The sequence below is a fragment of the Chthonomonas sp. genome (assembly GCF_035294165.1).
GTDB lineage: Bacteria > Armatimonadota > Chthonomonadetes > Chthonomonadales > Chthonomonadaceae > Chthonomonas.
This window is the reverse complement of sequence record NZ_DATGLN010000124.1, coordinates 1-18160: the sequence shown is the minus strand read 5'-3', so window position 1 is coordinate 18160 and position 18160 is coordinate 1. Positions and strand designations below refer to the sequence as shown.

Genomic DNA, 18160 nt, shown 5'->3' with positions numbered 1-18160 from the left:
TCACCGTTTTACCGCCGGTGTTGGGGCCGGTGATTAACACAACCGTGCATCTTTCCCCTATCTCAAAATCTATGGGCACCACATTCCCCGTGAGCAGAGGATGACGCGCTTTGCGCAGCTTCACCACCCCTCTTCGGTTCAAAACCGGCTCCATCGCGCGCATCTCTTCGGCAAGAATCGCTTTGGCATGAATGAGATCGAGGTGACCGAGAATAGAGATCATGCGCTGCAACTCCGCGTAGCGATCGCCAACCATCCGAGAAAGCTCGCGCAAAATTCGGTCTACCTCATGCTCCTCTTCGAGGGATAGCTGCTTCAGCTCGTTGCCCAAAGCGATGGTGGCCTCCGGCTCGATAAACACCGTGGCACCGGACTGGCTTGTGTCGTGAACGATGCCGCCAAACGCGCGCGCATATTCTGCCTTTACCGGAAGGCAATAACGACCCTCACGTAGGGTGATGATGCTGTCTTGCAGAAAGGGGCGATACCGCTCGCTGGTTAGGATGGACTGCAATCGGTCCATAAGGCGATTCTGCGTGACTTTCAGTTGGCTGCGAATGCGGGCCAGCTCCGGTGAAGCGGAGTCGCGCACCTCCCCGGTCTCTGTGAGGGCGGCCTCGATGCGGCTATCCATTTGAGGGAACACAGGGAGATTGGCAGCCATTTCGGCCAGGAGGGGCACATGCTCACGACGGTCAAGAAGAAAGGCGCGTAGCCGATGGGCAGCAACGATGGTCGCTCGAATATCCACCAACTCTTTACCGGTCAATCGCACCTGAAGGCGGGCACGCTCAACGGCTTCACGGATGTCGAAGATACCCCCTAGAGGGAGGCCGCTCGTGGTGTCTCGCAGCCAGCGCGCTTCGCGCGTTTCCTGCAGGCGCCGAACCACCGTTTCCGGGTAGGGCAGCGGCTCTAGCTCTAAGGCGAAATCGCGCCCGACGGCATTGGAGGTATGCGCCGCAAGCCGGTCACGAATTTTCGGGTACTCCAGAACTTGGAGTGCATGTTGGTCTATAACGCTCATGGCTCTTCTGCCTAACAAACGATAAGCGATCTGCTATTGTAGCATAAGTACGCAAGCAAAGACGGGAAAAACAGCATTAGAAGTTCGCGGAGAGTGTGAGGCCGTAAATGTGGCGTTCGGGGCGTATCCACGGGGCAAGTAATAACCCGCGTGGAGAGGCGACCTCCCAACGCGCGATTCCATAACCAAGCGCGGCGCCGGCCAGCACATCGCCAACCGTGTGCCGATGCAGCCCCACACGGGAGGCCGCGATGAGGGCAGCACCGGCGAACCAGTAGGGGGTTTGCTGGGGATGCAGAGCGCTCTCGGTGGTGGCCACCGCAAAGGCGGCGGTAGCATGGCCGCTGGGAAAGCTGTCGTGAGCATTGCTGTCCGGGCGTTTTTCGCGAACAAGCGCCTTAAGCCCCTCGCAGATAAGCACGCTGGTGCCTACCGCATCGGCCACACGAAGTGTGTGGTTCCATCCGAGGTGTCGGTCGGTTAGCAACGGTAACCCCACGCCGGAGGCAAGATAGAGGATGTTCCCCGTGCCCGAAAGAAACTGCCAGGCCTGATGATCGAAGGGCTTATCGGCCCAAGCCCGGCACGACAGTGAGAGTAGCGCCGCTAAAACTGAGGTTCTGATGAGTTTAGACCGCCGTAACGACATGATGATCCCTTTCTTTGATAGAGGCATGGAGAAGCCGGTGAGAAAGCCCCAGTTACGAGGCACACGAAGGTTCTGCTGCCCCCTTGTTTAGGTCTTTACAAGCAAGTTGCTTATGGCATTCTCTTTCTCTGCATCGCCTCATTTTTGTACCATTCTACCCCCTCTTCCACGTAACCCAAGTCCATTAATCTCCTGGCTAACCCCGCAAACATCAGTCTGGATGAAGCGCGCAAACTTGCCTATGCGCCCTTTTATCTGAGAGAGGAACATCTCGCTCTAGGCACCTCAATGCCCCCACCCCCCATTGGGGAGAGGGGCACCTCGCGGTGGGCGTCCTCGCGGACGGCGCCTTTGCGGCCAGTATAGTTCCCATGATCGTCTATCTCCCTGGCCGCTGCATTGCTGTCCGCAGGACGAAAGGAAGGGATAGGGGGCGAACAAGACAGACTTGCTCTGCAAACTGCCTCTAGAACCAGCACAAAACAAGTCGTTTAGAGTAGGCAAGCTTGCTTGCACCTTGGGCGAGAAAGCTTACTTCCGCCAAGGATGGCCGCTTCTACTCGCCGACCCTAGAGCCGCGAGCCTCTAAGACAACCGGTGTAGAGGCAACCCAATGGGCGTTCCTATTTAATAGGCAGATGCTTCTTTCGGATCGCCACAGCGTCTCCTTGATAGCCCTTTTGACACGTTAGCCTATCGGGTAGACTCTGAAGAAGGAACCTGTCCATAAGAACAGGTTGAGAAAAGCTTTGCAACGCGGTAGGCTGTAAGCATGGCATTCGCCAACTGCGGATACAATAAGAAAGGAGTGCGAACATGCAATACGTCAATCTCGGACGTACGGCTCTCAAGGTAAGTCGCCTCTGCCTCGGCACCATGAACTTCGGCCCCCTCACCAGCGAGCAAGATAGCTACGCCATTATGGACCGGGCGCTGGAACTGGGAATCAACTTTTTCGATACGGCCAATGTGTACGGCTGGAAAAAGGGTGAGGGCGTCACCGAGCAGATCATCGGCCGCTGGTGGGCCCAGGGCGGCGGTCGCCGTGATAAGGTGGTCATCGCCACAAAGGTCTATGGCGACATGGGCGACTGGCCCAACACCAGCCGCCTCTCGAAGCTGCACATGCGCAAGGCGCTCGACGACAGCCTGCGCCGCCTCAAAACAGACTTCATTGACCTCTATCAGTTCCATCATATCTGGCGAGAGGCCACTTGGGATGAAATTTGGGAGTTCTGCGAGTGGGCGCACGCGGCGGGCAAGGTTCTCTACTTCGGCTCCTCCAACTTCGCCGGTTGGCACATCGTGCAGGCCAACGAGGCGGCTAAGCGTCGCAACTTTCTCGGTCTGGTGTCGGAACAGTCCATCTATCACCTGCTTCGCCGCCAGATCGAGATGGAGGTGATGCCGGCCTGCGCCGCCTACGGCGTGGGGATCATCCCTTGGAGCCCGCTGGGAGGCGGCTTGCTGGGCGGTGTGCTGCAGAAGTTAAGCGAGGGGCGTAGAGCCTCCGAGGGCATGCAACAGCAGGTGGAGGCACATCGGGAGAAGCTGGAGGCCTGGGAAAACCTCTGCCGAGAGCTTGGCGAGAAGCCGGCCAACGTGGCCATCGCCTGGATGCTGCAGAACCCCGTGATCACCGCGCCCATCATCGGGCCGCGTACCATCGAACAGCTCAACGACATCGTGCGGGCGCTGGAGATCAAACTGGACGAGGAGACCAACAAGCGCATCGAGGCCATCTTCCCCGGCTATAAAACCGCGCCGGAAGAGTACGCCTGGTAAACGCTCTTCTTTACCAAGTGGCACCGCCTTTGGAAGCTTCCTTCCAAAGGCGGGTTGCTTTTCTGCTTCCCTGACGAGATGACCCCCCTAAGGGCGACGGTGCTGCGCTCAATGCCGACTAGGGGTTCCCAGAAAATCACAAGATTTTCTAGGGTAGGCGCCTTTCCCCCTCAGAGCGTGTGGGGATTGAAACTCAAGATTTCTCGCCTTTCGGCTCGAAATGACAGTTGTATCGCCGGCTCTTCAAGCCCCTTCCCAACTCTCCCCCTCCCCCAATTTGGGAGAGGGGCACCTTGCGGTGGGCGCCTCAAGGCCGACGCTTTCCCCCTCAGCGGCCAGCACAGTTCCCATGATCGTCTATCTCGCTGGCCGCTGCGTTGCTGTCCGCGAGGACGGAAAGGTCGGGATAGTGGGCGAACATGAGAGGCTTATTGTACTAACTTGCTCTAGAACCGCAAGATTGGCAGTCTCCACAGCCCCTTATCCTCTCCCCATTGGGAAGAGGGGCACCTCGTGATGAGCACCGCAAGGCCGATGCCTTTCGCCCCATCCGCTTGGCGTTTTTGTATAATAACACCTAATCCAATTAAATCGCCGCGGCGCTTCAACACCGGCTCCTTCTCTTGAGAGTCGCAGAGGCTCTTTTTATGGTGCCACTGTCCGAAGAACCAACTTACGAAACCCGCTGGCCTGCCGTTTGGAAGGCTGCACGGCGCCTTCTGCCTCAGCAGGTTCCTCCGGCCGTTTGGGCCGGGCTAACCGGCGAGGTAGCGCTTAAGGCCGATGCCGATCTCCTCTTTGAGGATGTCGCTTTAGGGCTGCTTCCCGGCCTGGCCGGTTTGGGCTTGGAAGGCCGTCTTACCGTTCTTCCAAAACCGTACACCTTGGCCAAACTACACCGACATCTGGGTCAACGACCCAAAGTGCTCCTCGGATTTGGCATGGGCACGGAGCCAGATCCGCCACTCTATCCGGAGGAAGTCCAAGGTTCAGCGGAGACCTCCCATTCCCCTCTGCCCTCGGCCGACGCGCCACTTCTAACCCAAATTTGCCTCTCAAAGGCGCCTTCAGCCCCCATGCCAGAAGTTCAAGATGTTAAGGGAGCGTTAGATACGGCCGCTTTTCTTCTGCTGCTCTCTTTGCGGAGAACGACGCAAAAGGGGCGCCTCTCCCGCCATCTGCAGGAGGCGCTGCAGCGCTACGCCGCCTTCATCTTGGCCTTCCCCCATCGTCTCCCGCGCGCCACTCCCCACGATCTGCCTATACGCTATAGGGCGGCAGCTTTTTTGCGGGAGCTGGCCGGTCAGAAACGGCATCGCATGGCGAATCGTTTGCGTTGGGCCGCGCAACTCCTTTCGGAGGGGCATGCCGAAGAGGAGATAGATGCGGCCTACACGCTTATCGTTGAAGCTGCCTGCCTCTCTTTCCACGTGCCACGCGAGGTTGAGATGGCTTTAGCGCTTTCGGCACAAAGCCCGTTAAGCCAGGTGCAGCGGCATGAGCTGATCTACCTGTCGCGCGCCGGCACGCCGGAACTGCGCACGTTGGCCGCCGCACGCCTTGTGAGAGAGGCTGACCTGCCCCAGGTGCAGGCCACGCTGCGGGCGCTACAGTTCGACCCCGACCCGCGTGTGCGTGCCGTTGTACAAAGAGCAATAGGAAAAAGCACCTAACCCTTAGAGAAATAGCGATTTTTGGGGAACTCAGGTATCGGCCCTAACAACGAGTCGCTAAAGCAGTCGCTCGGCACCCTGTGCGGCGCGTGTAATGAGAATGGTGGCCTCGCGCCCCGTGGCTTCTCGATAGCGTTGTGGCACCTCCTGACAGAACCGTTCCAAGGCCTCCTCGGCCACAAGGCTCACGGCGCAGCCGCCAAAACCGGCGCCCGTCATTCGTGAGCCGTAAACTCCCGGCAAAGCCCATGCTGCTTCCACAAGCGCATCCAGCTCTGTGCAGCTCACCTCATAGTCGTCTCGAAGGCTGTTGTGCGAGGCGTTCATTAAGTGGCCGAACAGGGTGATGTCACCCTTTTTAAGCGCCTCTACGCTTTGTAGAACGCGCTCATTTTCGGTGATGACATGCCGAGCGCGTTTACGCGGCACCTCCGGCAGGCTCGCTTCCCATCGGGTGAACTCTTCTGAGGTTACATCACGAAGGGCACGAATGGAGGGAAGGAAGCGTTTCAGGTAGGCCAGAGCCTCTTCGCACTCCGCACGTCTTTGATTGTAGGCCGAATCCACCAATCCGCGCGGTTTATTGGTGTTGGCAATAACGATGACGACTCCGGAGGTGGGCAAGGGCACCGGCTCGTAGTGCAAGGTGCGGGTATCAATAAAAAGAGCGTGATCTTTCTTGCCCAGCACGGAGATGAACTGATCCATAATCCCCACATTCACCCCCACGAACTCCCGTTCAGCCTGCTGCGCCAAGAGGGCTAGCTCCACAGGGTCTAGCGTTTGGTGAGCCGCAGAAAGCAACAGCAGCCCGGAGGCTACGAGCAACGCTGCCGACGAGGAAAGCCCGGCCCCCGGTGGAATGTTGCCTTGCAGTACGGCTTGAACACCGCGGAGGGGAAGGCCTCGGTTTTGCAGTGCCCACGCCATGGCGCGCGGGTAGTTGCTCCAGCGCTCTCCCTCGGCAGAGACCTTTTCGATGGCATCGAGGGTAAAGGTAGAAGAGACGCCCATATCGCTCGAAAAGAGGCGCACCTGTCTATCGCGTCGTACGGAGGCCGCGATGAGAATATCTCGTTCAATGGCTGCCGGAAACACATAGCCGTCGTTGTAGTCGGTATGCTCTCCGATGAGGTTCACCCGTCCCGGAGCGCGCACCATCAGCTCCGGCGCCGCGCCGTATAGCTCTTCAAACTGTTGTACCAGTCGTTCCACTCGGTTAGCAGATGCCTGTTGCATAGCGTTTTGTGTTGAGGTTCTCCTTTATAGTCTACGCTCGCCTAAACTAGGAAGCGCTAAGGGATGCAACGAAAAAATCGAATGATTCTAGCTGCACAGCTTTGCAGGCGTCAATAGTAGGAGGCTATGTCCACACCGGTTGTGCTGTAACCGCACTTTCTTTGGTCTAAAGCCATTCCAATTGGGGTAAGGCTTTAGAACATTAAGGGTTAACACACGCGGCCCTATTTGCACAAATAGACGCTTTTCTGCAGAAAACAGGAAGATGCGCTCGCCGATTTGAATCTGTTGTTGCAGCCCTTGCGGACTCGGCACATACACCACCTCCTGCACAACACGCTGTTCGCGATTCGGAAACGCAACCTTCAACTGCTCGTATAACAGGCCGGGTATGGTGATGTCCCAAGGCGTATTGGGCGTCAGCCGGAACTCACACACGGCTTCGATAAGCGGAGGATTACTATATTTTTTACTCACAGCCAACCGCCTCCCAACGTAAGTATACTGCGTAGAGGCACACTCTTATGGAGTTTCCTCGTTGCCTCTGAATAGACGCCATACCGATTTGACCAACACAAGGGACGAAGCATCGCGTAGGAAGAGACCAGGCCGTTTGCGGAGAGAAAACCTTGTAGCCTAGATTGTACCGTATTACGCAAGGTTTGTTACTCGCCCATTGTTGCGTTTTTAACACATCACAATAGAAAACACCGAATAGGGAGAGAATTCCTGCGAATTTTGGTATTATTTCGTATAACCGAAACATCTGAAGCCGTGATAGATTGAACGAGAGGAGCCACAAGGTTATGGGGCACATGATGCGAGCAGCCTATTATGAGGGGCCGAAACGCCCGATAAAACGAGAGACCATCCTACGGGTGATCGCAACCTTTCGTCCCTACCGATGGGAGGTGGTGCTGACGGCCACAGCCGTGCTCCTCGCGGCCTCACTTGGGCTGCTCTCCCCCTTCTTCCTGCGCACGCTCATCAATCAGGGGCTGGAACGCAACGATCTGCCCGTCATTACCGCATACACGCTCTACGCCATCGGCGCCACGCTTGCCGGCACGGCCTTCACCATCTTCTATAACTATCTGAGCACGCTGGTGGGGCAGCAGATCATGCGCGATTTGCGCAATCAGCTCTATGCGCATCTCCAAAAAATGTCGCTTCGCTTCTTCACCTCCACACGAACCGGTGAAATACAGTCGCGCCTCGCCAACGACGTGGCCGGGGTGCAGAACGTGGTGAGCGACACGGCGGCCAACGCGCTCTCTAACATCACCACCGTGCTTTCCACCCTCGTTGCCATGATCTATATGGATTGGCGCCTTACTCTGCTCTCCGTGGGCATTCTGCCCCTCTTTGCGCTTATCGCCGCCAAAGTAGGGGGAATGCTTCAACGCATTCGGAAAAGCACTCAACAAAAGCTGGCCGATCTCAGCGCCATCATGCAGGAAAACCTTTCGGTGTCCGGAATGCTGCTGATGAAGGTGAGCGGGCGCCAGGCCTATGCGCTCGAACATTTTAAACAGCAGAATGAACAGCTCACCAAACTGCAGGTGCAACTCAATGTGATCATGCGGCTCTTTTTTAACCTCATCGGCCTCACGTTTTCCATTACGCCCTCACTGGTCTACTGGCTTGCCGGTTACATCACCGTGCGCCACCTCGGCCATCCAATTAACATCGGCACCATTGTTGCCTTCACGGCTTTGCAAGCCCGGCTCTTCTTTCCCCTCACCAGCCTGCTTAACACGCAGGTGGAGGTCAGCAGCGCCATGGCGCTCTTCGACCGCATCTTCGAATATCTGGACCTCGAGCCCGACATCGTTGATGCGCCCGATGCCATCGAGCTAAAGCCGGAAGAGGTACGAGGCGAGGTGGCTTTTGAACATGTCTTCTTTCGGTACGATCCGCAGCAACCCGACTACGCCTTGCAAGACATCAACTTCTGTGCCAGACCCGGTGAACTGCTTGCGCTTGTAGGCCCGTCTGGAGCCGGCAAAACCACCATTACCTACCTCATCCCACGCCTTTACGATGTGGAATCGGGGCGCGTTCTCATTGATGGCCATGATGTGCGCAAAATTAAACTCGAATCTTTGGCCCAAATTATCGGGATGGTAACGCAGGAGACCTATCTGTTTCACGATACCATCATGGCCAACCTGCTCTATGCCAAGCCCGATGCCACCGAAGAGGAGGTGATCGAGGCGGCGCAGGCTGCGGCCATTCACGATCGCATTATGGCCATGCCGGAGGGCTATAAGACGGTGGTAGGAGAGCGGGGCTACAAGCTTTCGGGGGGTGAGAAGCAGCGCATCGCCATCGCACGGGTGATCCTCAAAAACCCTCGCATTCTCATCCTCGATGAGGCCACCGCGTCGCTAGACACCCACTCCGAGCGGCTCGTTCAGGAGGCCTTAGAGCGCCTGCTTGCCGGACGCACCACCATCGCCATCGCCCATCGCCTCTCGACCATTCTCTCGGCCGACCAAATTCTGGTGATCGAAAAGGGACGCATCGTGGAGCGAGGCCGTCATGAAGAGCTTCTTGCCCAAAACGGAGCCTATGCACGACTCTATGCGGCACAGTTTAAAGAGGGAAACTCCGAGCCGCTCGTGGCGATTGCAGAGGAGTTTCCTCCTAAAAGCTGAAAAATTTTGTCCCGCTTGACAGAAAGGCCGAGAAACGGATAAACTAAGAAGTAGAATTGGTTGCATTGATAAGGAGGAAAAACAGTTCTGTGCCGCTAAAGAGGGAAACTCGTCAGCAGATCATTTCAGAGCATTCAAGGCACGAGGGCGACACCGGCTCGCCGGAGGTGCAGATAGCGCTGCTTACGGCGCGTATCAATCAGCTTACGGAGCACCTTCGTGTGCATAAGCACGACTATCACTCCCGCCGAGGCCTGCTTATGATGGTGGGACGCCGTCGCCGCCTGTTAGCGTACCTAAGTAAAAAAGACCTCGATCGTGCTCGTGCACTCGTGGCGCGCTTAGGTATTCGCAGCAAAATTTAGGAGCTTGGTGCTTCGACCATGAAGCGCCGCACATCGTTACGGATTCGATGCCTATGAGGGCAGGCAGAGCAGAAGGGATGCCGGAACGGCGCATAGGGTTCAGAGTAAGGGGATTTCCTTGTAGGGTGAATGGAAGTCCGTTTTCTCTGACCCCTTCGAAGTTGTCCGGCCTTCTGTGAATGCCTGCCCTTTTCCTTTCGCACTCGGCATGGAGACCGAGCCGCGAAAGGCCGTTCTCTTACCTGAACGGTTGGGTAAAGAGTTAACGTAAGAAAACCAACAAGAGAATTAGGAGATTGAACAACTTGACCCACGTAGTTGAACGCGAACTGGCCGGACGAACGCTACGTCTAGAAACTGGCAAGGTGGCCAAGCAGGCGAATGGAGCTATTTGGCTAACCTGTGGCGACACCATCGTCTTGGCGACGGCCACGATGAGCAAAGAGCCGCGTGAAGGGATCGATTTCTTTCCCCTCACCTGCGATTATGAGGAGCGCAAATATACCGTAGGGCGTATTCCCGGCGGCTATGTGAAGCGCGGAGGTCGGCCCAGCGAAAAAGCGGTGCTTACCTCTCGCCTCATTGACCGTCCCCTGCGCCCCCTTTTCCCCGCCGGCATGCGCAACGATGTGCAGATCATCGCCATGCCCCTCTCCGTAGATATGGAGTGCCCGCCCGACGTGCTCTCCATCGTTGCAGCCTCCGCAGCCCTCACCATCTCCAATATCCCCTTCAACGGCCCCATCGGCGCCGTGCGTGTGGGGCGCATCAACGGAGAGTACATCATTAACCCCTCTTACGACCAGATCGAACAGTCCGATCTCGACCTGGTGGTGGCGGGTACCAGGCAGGCCGTACTGATGATCGAGGCCGGCGCGAAATTCGTGAAGGAAGAGGATTTGCTTACCGCCATAGACCTCGCTCATGAGGTTATTAAAGAGCAGTGCGATCTGCAAGAGGCCCTCGCGCAGCAGGTCGGCACGCAAAAGGCCGAAGTGCCCCTCTTCTTGCCCGACCCCGAAATACTGCGCGTTATTCACGAGCGCATGGATGATGCCATTCGCCAGGCCATTTTGAACCCCGATAAGGCCTCGCGAGAAAACGCCATCGAAGAGCTGAAAGAGGAGATCGTAGCCCAACTGGCACCGGAGTTTCCCGAACGGGAAGCCGACATCGCCGAGGCGGCCGAAAAGGCCATCAAAGAGCAGGTGCGGAAACTGGTGGTCAACGAGCATATAAGGCCCGATGGGCGCGCCCTCGATGAGATACGCCCCATCACCTGCGAAGTGGGTCTCCTGCCCCGCGTTCACGGCTCCGGCATGTTCACGCGCGGGCAAACCCAGGTGCTTACCGCCCTTACCCTCGGCTCGGTCAGCGAAGCCCAAATGCTGGATACGCTTACCGAAGAGGACGAGCGAAAGCGCTATATGCACTACTACAATTTCCCTCCCTATTCGGTAGGCGAAGTACGCCCACTCCGCGGCCCCGGACGGCGTGAGATAGGCCATGGTGCTTTAGCCGAGCGCGCCCTTTTGCCTGTGCTTCCCTCGGAAGAGGAGTTCCCTTATGCGCTGCTGCTGCAGAGCGAGGTGCTGGAAAGCAACGGTTCCACCTCCATGGCATCGGTGTGCGGCTCGACGCTCGCCCTCATGGATGGCGGAGTAAAGATATCGGCTCCGGTGGCCGGCATCGCTATGGGACTTATGACCCTCGACGATAAGTACGCCATCCTTACCGACATTCAAGGGATGGAAGACTTTTCCGGCGATATGGACTTCAAAGTGGCCGGAACGACCGAAGGCATTACGGCCATTCAGCTCGACTGTAAAATTCAGGGCCTGCCTAGACACGTAATGCAGGAGGCGCTGGAACAGGCTCGCCGTGCCCGACTGTTTATTCTTGACAAAATAAGAGAAGTTATTCCGGAGCCGCGTCCGCACCTCAGCAAGTACGCGCCCTCTATCTTCACCATCGAAATAGACCCGGAGAAGATAGGTGAGATCATCGGCCCCGGCGGCAAGACCATCAAGAAGATCATCGCCGACACGGGAGCGCAGATAGATATTCAACAGGACGGCAAAATCTATATTATGGCGGTGGATCAGGAGGCCGGAAAGAAGGCGGCAGAGACCATCCAAAGCCTCGTGGCCGAAGTGCAGGTAGGCCAAATATACACCGGGCGCGTAACTCGCGTAATAGGAATGGGGGCCTTTGTGGAGTTCTTGCACGGCAAGGAAGGTCTCGTTCATGTGAGCCATCTGCGCGTACCGCCCGTGCGCCGGCCTGAAGAGGCCGTGAAAGTAGGCGACGAAATAACCGTTCGCGTTATCGAGGTGGATAGCCAGGGTCGCGTGAACCTTTCGGCCATCAATCTCGACCAACCCTTCGACCCTAGCATGGCCCGACGCCAAGAGGAGCCGCGTGGCACAGGACGCCCCCAAGAGCGAGGAGGGCATCGGGGTGGTACTGCCCCTTCACAACGCCCTGCCGGCTCGCTGCCGGTTCCGCCCAAACAGAGCGCCGAAGAGGAAGAATCCTTGCCAAAAGCTCGATTTCGACCTAGACGTTGAGTACATCCCGTTAAGCGAGGGGAGGCTTTCAAGATCGCAAACGGTTTTTGAAAGCACCAAACGATAGCGCCGCTAGGGATAAGGAGAGCGCTTATGCAATCTCTGAAAGCGATTATTGCCGATGATGAACAGTTGACACGCACCATTGTTCGCGCACGTCTCGAAAAGTTGGGGCATCAGGTGCTGGCCGAAGCCGCCGATGGGTTGCAGGCTGTGGAAGCTGCGCGGCTTTACCACCCCGATGTGATCGTGATGGACATCAAGATGCCGGTGATGGATGGCATTGAGGCTGCCCGCCAGATTATGACGGAAAACCCGTGCGCCATTCTCTTTTTAAGCTCTTTCAATGAAGAGGAGCTGGTGGAACAGGCGGGAGAGACTGGCGCCCTTGCCTACCTCATGAAGCCGTTTCGTAAAGAGGATTTAGGCCCTGCACTGGAGATAGCCGTGCGCCGATTCCGACAAATGCAGTCCCAAGCGAAACAGATCGAAGAGCTGAAGGAGAGCCTAGAAACCCGTAAACTCATCGAACGGGCTAAAGGAATCTTGATGGATCGGCACCATATGACCGAAGAAGAGGCCTTCAAACGCATCCATTTCCAAGCCCGTAACCAAAATAAAAAGATGCGCGAGATCGCACAGTCTATCATTACTGCGGCTGAACTCCTATGATACATCAAGCCGTCATTAGCCAATAGAGAATGACCCTTCCCCATTCTCCTATGGTGAGGCCGAAGATCATCTTGGCTTCGGCCTCGCCTCGACGCCGCGAGTTAATGGCGCTTTTGCGCGTTCCTTTCGAGATTGTGCCAAGCCGCTATCAAGAGCCATCGCCCCCCGCTACGCCTGTCTCCTTGCCTCGTTTTGTAACCGAGCTTGCCATCTCAAAAGCCACCGATGTGGCCCAGCGCATTCAGGAAGGGCTTGTTTTAGGGGCCGACACGGAGGTGTCGTTGGAGGGCGAAATGGGGCTTCCACTCGGCAAGCCGGCAACCGCCGACGAAGCACGTGCCATGTTGCGCTCCTTGGCCGGCCGCACCCATTCGGTCTATACCGCACTCGCCATCATCTCGGTGAACAATGGCATCCTGCAACCTCCACTCAGTGAGGTGGTATGTACCCGCGTGCGCTTCCGCGAGCTTACTGAAGCCATGATAGAGGCCTACATTGAAACCAAAGAGCCTTTCGATAAGGCAGGAGCCTATGGGGCACAGGGCTATGCGGCTCCCTACATCGAGGCGATTGAGGGCGATTTTTTCAACGTGGTGGGGCTGCCTCTCTGCGCTTTAGGCCGGCTGTTAGAGAAGTTAGGCATCGCCTGGTGGCAGGTAAAACCCTAGCCTTGAACACTACTCCTCTTCCGAGTTGGATAACAACCGGTTGAGATCGGGCAGCATGGGGGTAGAAACCGCGTTTCGGTTCTCCTGCAGAATCTGCTCATACACCTCCTTGCGGTGTACGGCAATGGTGCGCGGGGCGCGTATCCCTAGTCGAACCTGCTCACCGCGAACTTCGAGAACGGTGATCTCGATATCGTTGCCGACCATGATGGACTGATCGGGCTTTCGGGTCAACACCAGCATTTTGGGCCCTCCGTGGCACGGGATTTGGAATGGACATCTTCGTTCACCTCCGTGTGATACAACCGCCTGCGGAGCCGTGTGGGGAAGATGCGCTCTTTACGGTAATTATCGGCTTGTGGCAGCTTTTTCTCTAGGGGGAACTCTATAGCGCTCCGTTTCATCTTGGTTAGGCTGTCACTTTCTATTTTACTCTATAAAAACCTCCTGGCACTTCTTCTCCTTTTGATGATATTCATGCTCTACTGCCCACATAACCAGAACCCTTCGCTTGCTGCTTCAAGGCCGACACCCTCCCCCTCAGCGGCCTGAATCATTCCCTTAATCGCCTGTCTCCCTGGCCGCTGCATCGCCGTGCGCTAGCACCTCCCGGATCGGGGGAAAGGCCGGGATAGGGGGCGAACAAAGCGAACTTGCTTGGTTAACTGTCTCTAGAACCGTGAGGTCGGCAGTCTCTGCAGCCCTATTCACTCCTCCTCAGAACGGGCGGGAAGTGAAACTTAAGATTTCTCGCCTTCGGCTCGAAATGACAGGTGTATCGCCGGCTCTTCAAGGCCGATACAGGGGTCCCAAGAAAATCTTGCGATTTTCTGGGGCAGGGCGCCCTTCCCCTCAAGGCCGACGGATGAACAGGAAGTCGCCCTGACCCTAACCCTTGTAAGGGCGGGGGTAACCCCGCCCTGCATAAGATCGGCAGCAGTTGATAGGGGCTGTTACCCTTCTGCCCTCTTTGGGCATGGTTTGAACCATGGTAAAATGGGAGAGTACGCATAATACACGCTCTGTTAGGAACATGGAACCTATGGCCGTTTCCGCCCTCGCCGCGCTGACCCTCAAAGAGGCCTTCCGGCGAAAAACGCTTTGGGCTATTCTCCTGCTCGGCTTGCTGGTGTTGGGTATTACCCTTCTTCTAGCCATCGCCCACATGCGCATGGAGCACCTGGTTGCTATTGGCAGGTGGTCTCCGCAAGAGGAGGCCATACGCTACCCTTTGGCACGCCGCAGCATCACGGCGCTCTGTTTAGGCGGCATTAAAGTTTTTGGGGCGCTCTTTGCCGCGGTGCTTGCAGGTGGCGCCATATCGGGCGAAATCGAGACCGGAGTGATGGCCCTGCTGCTTCCGCGTCCCTACCCACGATGGCAGATCGTGGCCGGCAAGTGGCTGGGGCTTAACCTCCTCCTCTGCGGCAGCACCCTCTTTTGGACGTTCATCGCATGGGCCTCTCTCACCCTCCAAACCCATCTGGCGCTTACCGCCCTGCTGGTGGCGGGCTTCTATCTATGCCTCTATCCGCTTCTGGTCAGCACCATCGCCCTCGCCTTCTCCACGGTGGCCCCTCGGCTGCTCGGCACGGTTTTCGCGCTCGTGCTCTGCGGCATCGCCTGGTTCGATGGAGTTATGGAGGGCCTCAGCGTTGCATTTAATATTGACGTGCTACACCGTCTCGCCGTCATCGCAGGCCTTATCGTACCGCAGGGCTACGTTGGATACTGGGTAGACGATGTAACCTCCGAAATAGTCTTCTCTGAAGGTCCGCGCTTCTGGTCATCGCCGCGTTTTCTTACCGAGTGGGGAGCGCAGCACCTTCATTTCCCTCGCCTTGATGCCCTCTATGTGCTGCTTTACCTCGTTGCCTTCTTTGTGTTGGGTGTGGTGCTCTTTGAACGTCGTGACGTTATTTAGCTACCCTCCTCCTTGTTGCTGCAACATCTTCCATCCCCCTTTTTAAGGTAAAACAAATAGAGAGCATGTTGTCTCTAGTGAGATGCAGATAACCTTTTACCATGGGGAGGTCTTCGTATGACACCCTATAAGCAACAACGAAAAGCTGTTATCTGGCCATATGTGCCTGGCGTTCTGGCCAAAACGGCCGTTTTTACTTTGTGGCTTCTCCTCTGCGGGCTGCTTTGGGGATGCCAACATGCCAGAGGTGCGGCCTCATCCTTAAACCAACCCCTTCACAACTCGTCCTATCCGCTTGCCAAACATCATTGGCAGCTGTCTCGCTCGGCCACCTCCCTGCTTCTCCTCGACCCCCAGATAGGGGCCGGCCTGCGCCTCTCTTTCATTCGCACGGGCGGTTCTGCTAAAGCAACGCTCGGTCATATGATCTCCCTCCTGCGCCAAAAACAGCCCCAGTTGCAGATCAAAAGCGTAGCGCTTGACACCCGCACCAATGGCCAAAAGATCGCCCAATGCGATGTCCTTGTCTCTAGCTCGCACGGCCCTCGCTACGAACGATGGGTGGTCAGTTCCGGCGGCACGAGGGGGCTGGTATCCGTGATCTTTGCGCCACCCTCCCTGTTCCCCGCCGTCCAAACAGAGCTAACCGGCATACTCCATACGCTTCTCTCAAGCTCGCCACAGGCCAACAACAAGCCGCTCGATCAACCAACAGGCTTTCGACAGGTTGTTACACAAGACGGCGGTATGGCCATTGACATTCCAAGTCACTGGCATTTGCGAGAGCCTTCGACGACCGACCTGTTCCAGTGCGTTAGCCCCTATGGAGAGACCTTCACCTTTGCCGGGCTTCTGATTCCGGCCGATGAAGAGGCGGTGCACAACCGCATTCTCATCGCAAGGCTCTCGGGAATCGCTTTAACCGAGCACGACATCGCGGTCCTCCATCGCTTTATGTCCCCACCGCTCTCCCCCAGGGAGGTAATACAAACCCTCATGCCGAAGGTGCTCGAAGGCATCGCTAACCTGCATGTGTTGAAGGCAATGCCTTTGGCTTCAGACGAGCAGGCCGCCCTGAGCCAACAAGGCCTGCAAGGCGCTGTCGTTCTCTATGAGTACACTCTCGTACCCTCTCGTCTCGGCCCAACGTCTAGAGAGCAGCTTCCCTCTGTGCTGAGAAAGAAAAGCGCAACGCACATGGAGGGGGCGGCGCTTGTGATCACCTCTCCTCTACGAACCGACCCGGTGCAGGGCAACGTTTGGACGCTTTTTATGACGGATGCCGAGTGTCCCGTTGACCTCGTGCGCCCTAATTGGCCGCTCTATGCCCATATAGCCAACTCGATGCAGTTGAACATGGGGCTTTTCGAGCAGAAACTGCGTTGGGACGCCCAGGTGACTCAGGAGATCGGCGATTTCGGCAATCAGATGCGGCAAATGCAGTATCAACAGTTCCAGGAGAGGATGTCGCAACAACTCTACGATGCGGAACAATGGATTGCGACATTCGCAGGCCACTCGCTGTATACTTCACGCGAAACAGGTAAAGTCTACTCGGTTCCGTGGGACTATGCCGACTGGTTTAAAACCCACCCGCTCCCAGCCTACAGGCTAGGCGATATTCCAAACCCGACTGTTCCCTGGTACGACCCGCTACGACCGGCAAGACCAGGGGATATTCAATGGCCGCCTTAGTGTAAGCGTTTCAAGCTGGAGACTTGAGCTAGGATGTGCCTGCAGAGCGAAGCAGACTCATCCTAGCTTTTTTCGTAAACAACCGCACGCCTAAAGGCAAAGGTCTCTCGCTTCGCTTCGAGATGACATATGTTCGAGGTGACAGGTTCTCTCACTCCAAGGCCGACGGTGCTGCGCACAGCACCTTCTCCTCAAGGCCGACGCCCTTCCCCTCATTCGAGATGACGTGGTTTCCGCGCGCACATTTCTATGACGGCGCCGATCTAGAGCGGTAGACGTTGATGTTGGCCGCTGTTTGCAGCGCGCAACCCGGCCTCTAAAATCTCCTGGGCGTCTCGGCTGACCTTCGCCGAGCAGAAGCCCTCCGGCTTCAGCCCGTTTTCAAGGCAGTAAAGGAGATACTCCGGAGCCGAGCGACGTGGGGCGACCGTGGGCGGCGGTTCGATGGTCTCTTGCGGCTTGTTCGGCCGTTGGAGGATCAGCTTTCCGTGCCAAACGCCTAAGGCGCCCTCGCTGCCATAAAGTAGGGGGTTGGTTTCGATGTAGCCCACGGGTTGCGTCCAACTGGCCTCGCAGACGGCGAAGGCGTTGGGGTAGCGGGCCACGATCACGGCGTTGTCGTCGGAGGCAGCGTAAGCCGGCTCCGTGCCGAAAACCCCTCGCATGCCGGTTACCTGTTGGGGAAGCCCCAGCAGTCGAGCGGCTAGGTTGGCGCCATAGCAGCAGTAGTCCATAAGGGCGCCGGCCCCGTTGATTTCGGGGGTGGTAAGGTCGCGCACAAAGTTGGGGCTGCACCCTATAGCGATGGGGCCGTTATGGGCACTGCGATAGCGCACATAGCGAATTTCGCCTATCTCGCCGGCCAGGGCACGGCGCTCCAACTCTTGCCAAGAGGCGGCCCAAGCGGTTGGCCAATTGATAAGTAGTAAGGTGCCGGCGCGCTCTGCAGCCTGCAACATACGGTCGGCCTGTTCCAGTGTGGCGGCCATCGGCTTTTCCACAACCGCATGAAGCCCGCGTTGCGCTGCCGCCTCCACAATGTCGGCGCTCTCGCTGTTGCCTCCGGCTATCTGCACAACGTCGAGTTCCTCATTGGCCAACATCTCCTGCCACGAGGGGTAAAGGCGCTTTACGCCAAACTCCTTCTCCAGCTTGGCCAAAAGCTCCGGCTCGTCGTCTCCACCTGCAACCAGTTGCACGCCGGGCTGCTGCTGCCACAGGCGCAACTCGCCC

14 protein-coding genes and 1 pseudogene are annotated in these 18160 nt (G+C 57.1%); 9 read left to right on the top strand and 6 right to left on the bottom strand.

What is annotated here, in order from left to right; translation table 11 throughout:
• Positions 1-1027, bottom strand: a pseudogene (locus VKV29_RS06275) (endonuclease MutS2); the annotation flags it as partial.
• 76 nt (positions 1028-1103) lie between these two features.
• Positions 1104-1676: a phosphatase PAP2 family protein gene (locus tag VKV29_RS06270; RefSeq protein ID WP_324200453.1), complete on the bottom strand. Its 573-nt coding sequence runs from the start codon at positions 1674-1676 to the stop codon at positions 1104-1106.
• Between the two features lie 816 nt (positions 1677-2492).
• On the opposite strand from VKV29_RS06270, the gene VKV29_RS06265 reads away from it, so the two are divergent.
• Both VKV29_RS06265 and VKV29_RS06260 read left to right on the top strand, forming a co-directional pair.
• The gene (locus tag VKV29_RS06265; protein WP_324200452.1) at positions 2493-3461 is read left to right on the top strand and encodes an aldo/keto reductase; all 969 of its coding nucleotides are present in this window, start codon (positions 2493-2495) and stop codon (positions 3459-3461) included.
• A gap of 647 nt (positions 3462-4108) precedes the next feature.
• Positions 4109-5134, top strand: coding sequence for a hypothetical protein (locus tag VKV29_RS06260; RefSeq protein WP_324200451.1), 1026 nt, complete (start codon positions 4109-4111; stop codon positions 5132-5134).
• Positions 5135-5191: 57 nt separating this feature from the next.
• Here VKV29_RS06260 and VKV29_RS06255 read toward each other — a convergent pair whose 3' ends face one another.
• Complete coding sequence (locus VKV29_RS06255) at positions 5192-6373, bottom strand: galactokinase (protein ID WP_324200450.1); 1182 nt, start codon at positions 6371-6373, stop codon at positions 5192-5194.
• An 87-nt stretch (positions 6374-6460) separates the two neighbouring features.
• Positions 6461-6850 carry a TIGR04255 family protein gene (locus VKV29_RS06250; protein ID WP_324200449.1) on the bottom strand — a complete coding sequence of 130 codons (390 nt, stop codon included), beginning with the start codon at positions 6848-6850 and terminating at the stop codon, positions 6461-6463.
• Between the two features lie 329 nt (positions 6851-7179).
• Here VKV29_RS06250 and VKV29_RS06245 point away from each other — a divergent pair, with 329 nt between their 5' ends.
• The 5 genes from VKV29_RS06245 (at position 7180) to VKV29_RS06225 (ending at position 13308) form a co-directional block, all read left to right on the top strand.
• Entirely contained in the window at positions 7180-9033 is a 1854-nt protein-coding gene (locus VKV29_RS06245; protein WP_324200448.1) for an ABC transporter ATP-binding protein, read from the top strand.
• 89 nt (positions 9034-9122) lie between these two features.
• On the top strand, positions 9123-9398 hold the full coding sequence (rpsO, locus tag VKV29_RS06240; RefSeq protein WP_324200447.1) for a 30S ribosomal protein S15: 276 nt from the start codon (positions 9123-9125) through the stop codon (positions 9396-9398).
• A gap of 305 nt (positions 9399-9703) precedes the next feature.
• Positions 9704-11968 (top strand): polyribonucleotide nucleotidyltransferase, encoded by a 2265-nt coding sequence (locus VKV29_RS06235; protein ID WP_324200446.1) that lies wholly within the window; start codon positions 9704-9706, stop codon positions 11966-11968.
• 93 nt (positions 11969-12061) lie between these two features.
• On the top strand, positions 12062-12640 hold the full coding sequence (locus VKV29_RS06230; protein ID WP_324200445.1) for an ANTAR domain-containing response regulator: 579 nt from the start codon (positions 12062-12064) through the stop codon (positions 12638-12640).
• A gap of 29 nt (positions 12641-12669) precedes the next feature.
• The gene (locus tag VKV29_RS06225; RefSeq protein ID WP_324200444.1) at positions 12670-13308 is read left to right on the top strand and encodes a Maf family protein; all 639 of its coding nucleotides are present in this window, start codon (positions 12670-12672) and stop codon (positions 13306-13308) included.
• A gap of 9 nt (positions 13309-13317) precedes the next feature.
• Here VKV29_RS06225 and csrA read toward each other — a convergent pair whose 3' ends face one another.
• Positions 13318-13551: a carbon storage regulator CsrA gene (gene csrA, locus VKV29_RS06220; RefSeq protein WP_324200443.1), complete on the bottom strand. Its 234-nt coding sequence runs from the start codon at positions 13549-13551 to the stop codon at positions 13318-13320.
• A 799-nt stretch (positions 13552-14350) separates the two neighbouring features.
• Between csrA and VKV29_RS06215 the strand changes: the two genes are divergently transcribed.
• The gene (locus tag VKV29_RS06215; protein ID WP_324200442.1) at positions 14351-15232 is read left to right on the top strand and encodes an ABC transporter permease; all 882 of its coding nucleotides are present in this window, start codon (positions 14351-14353) and stop codon (positions 15230-15232) included.
• A gap of 117 nt (positions 15233-15349) precedes the next feature.
• Positions 15350-16927 carry a hypothetical protein gene (locus VKV29_RS06210; RefSeq protein ID WP_324200441.1) on the top strand — a complete coding sequence of 526 codons (1578 nt, stop codon included), beginning with the start codon at positions 15350-15352 and terminating at the stop codon, positions 16925-16927.
• Positions 16928-17190: 263 nt separating this feature from the next.
• Here the strand turns inward: VKV29_RS06210 and VKV29_RS06205 are convergent.
• Positions 17191-18160: Gfo/Idh/MocA family oxidoreductase (locus VKV29_RS06205; RefSeq protein WP_324200440.1), on the bottom strand; the 970-nt coding region annotated here is incomplete at its 5' end.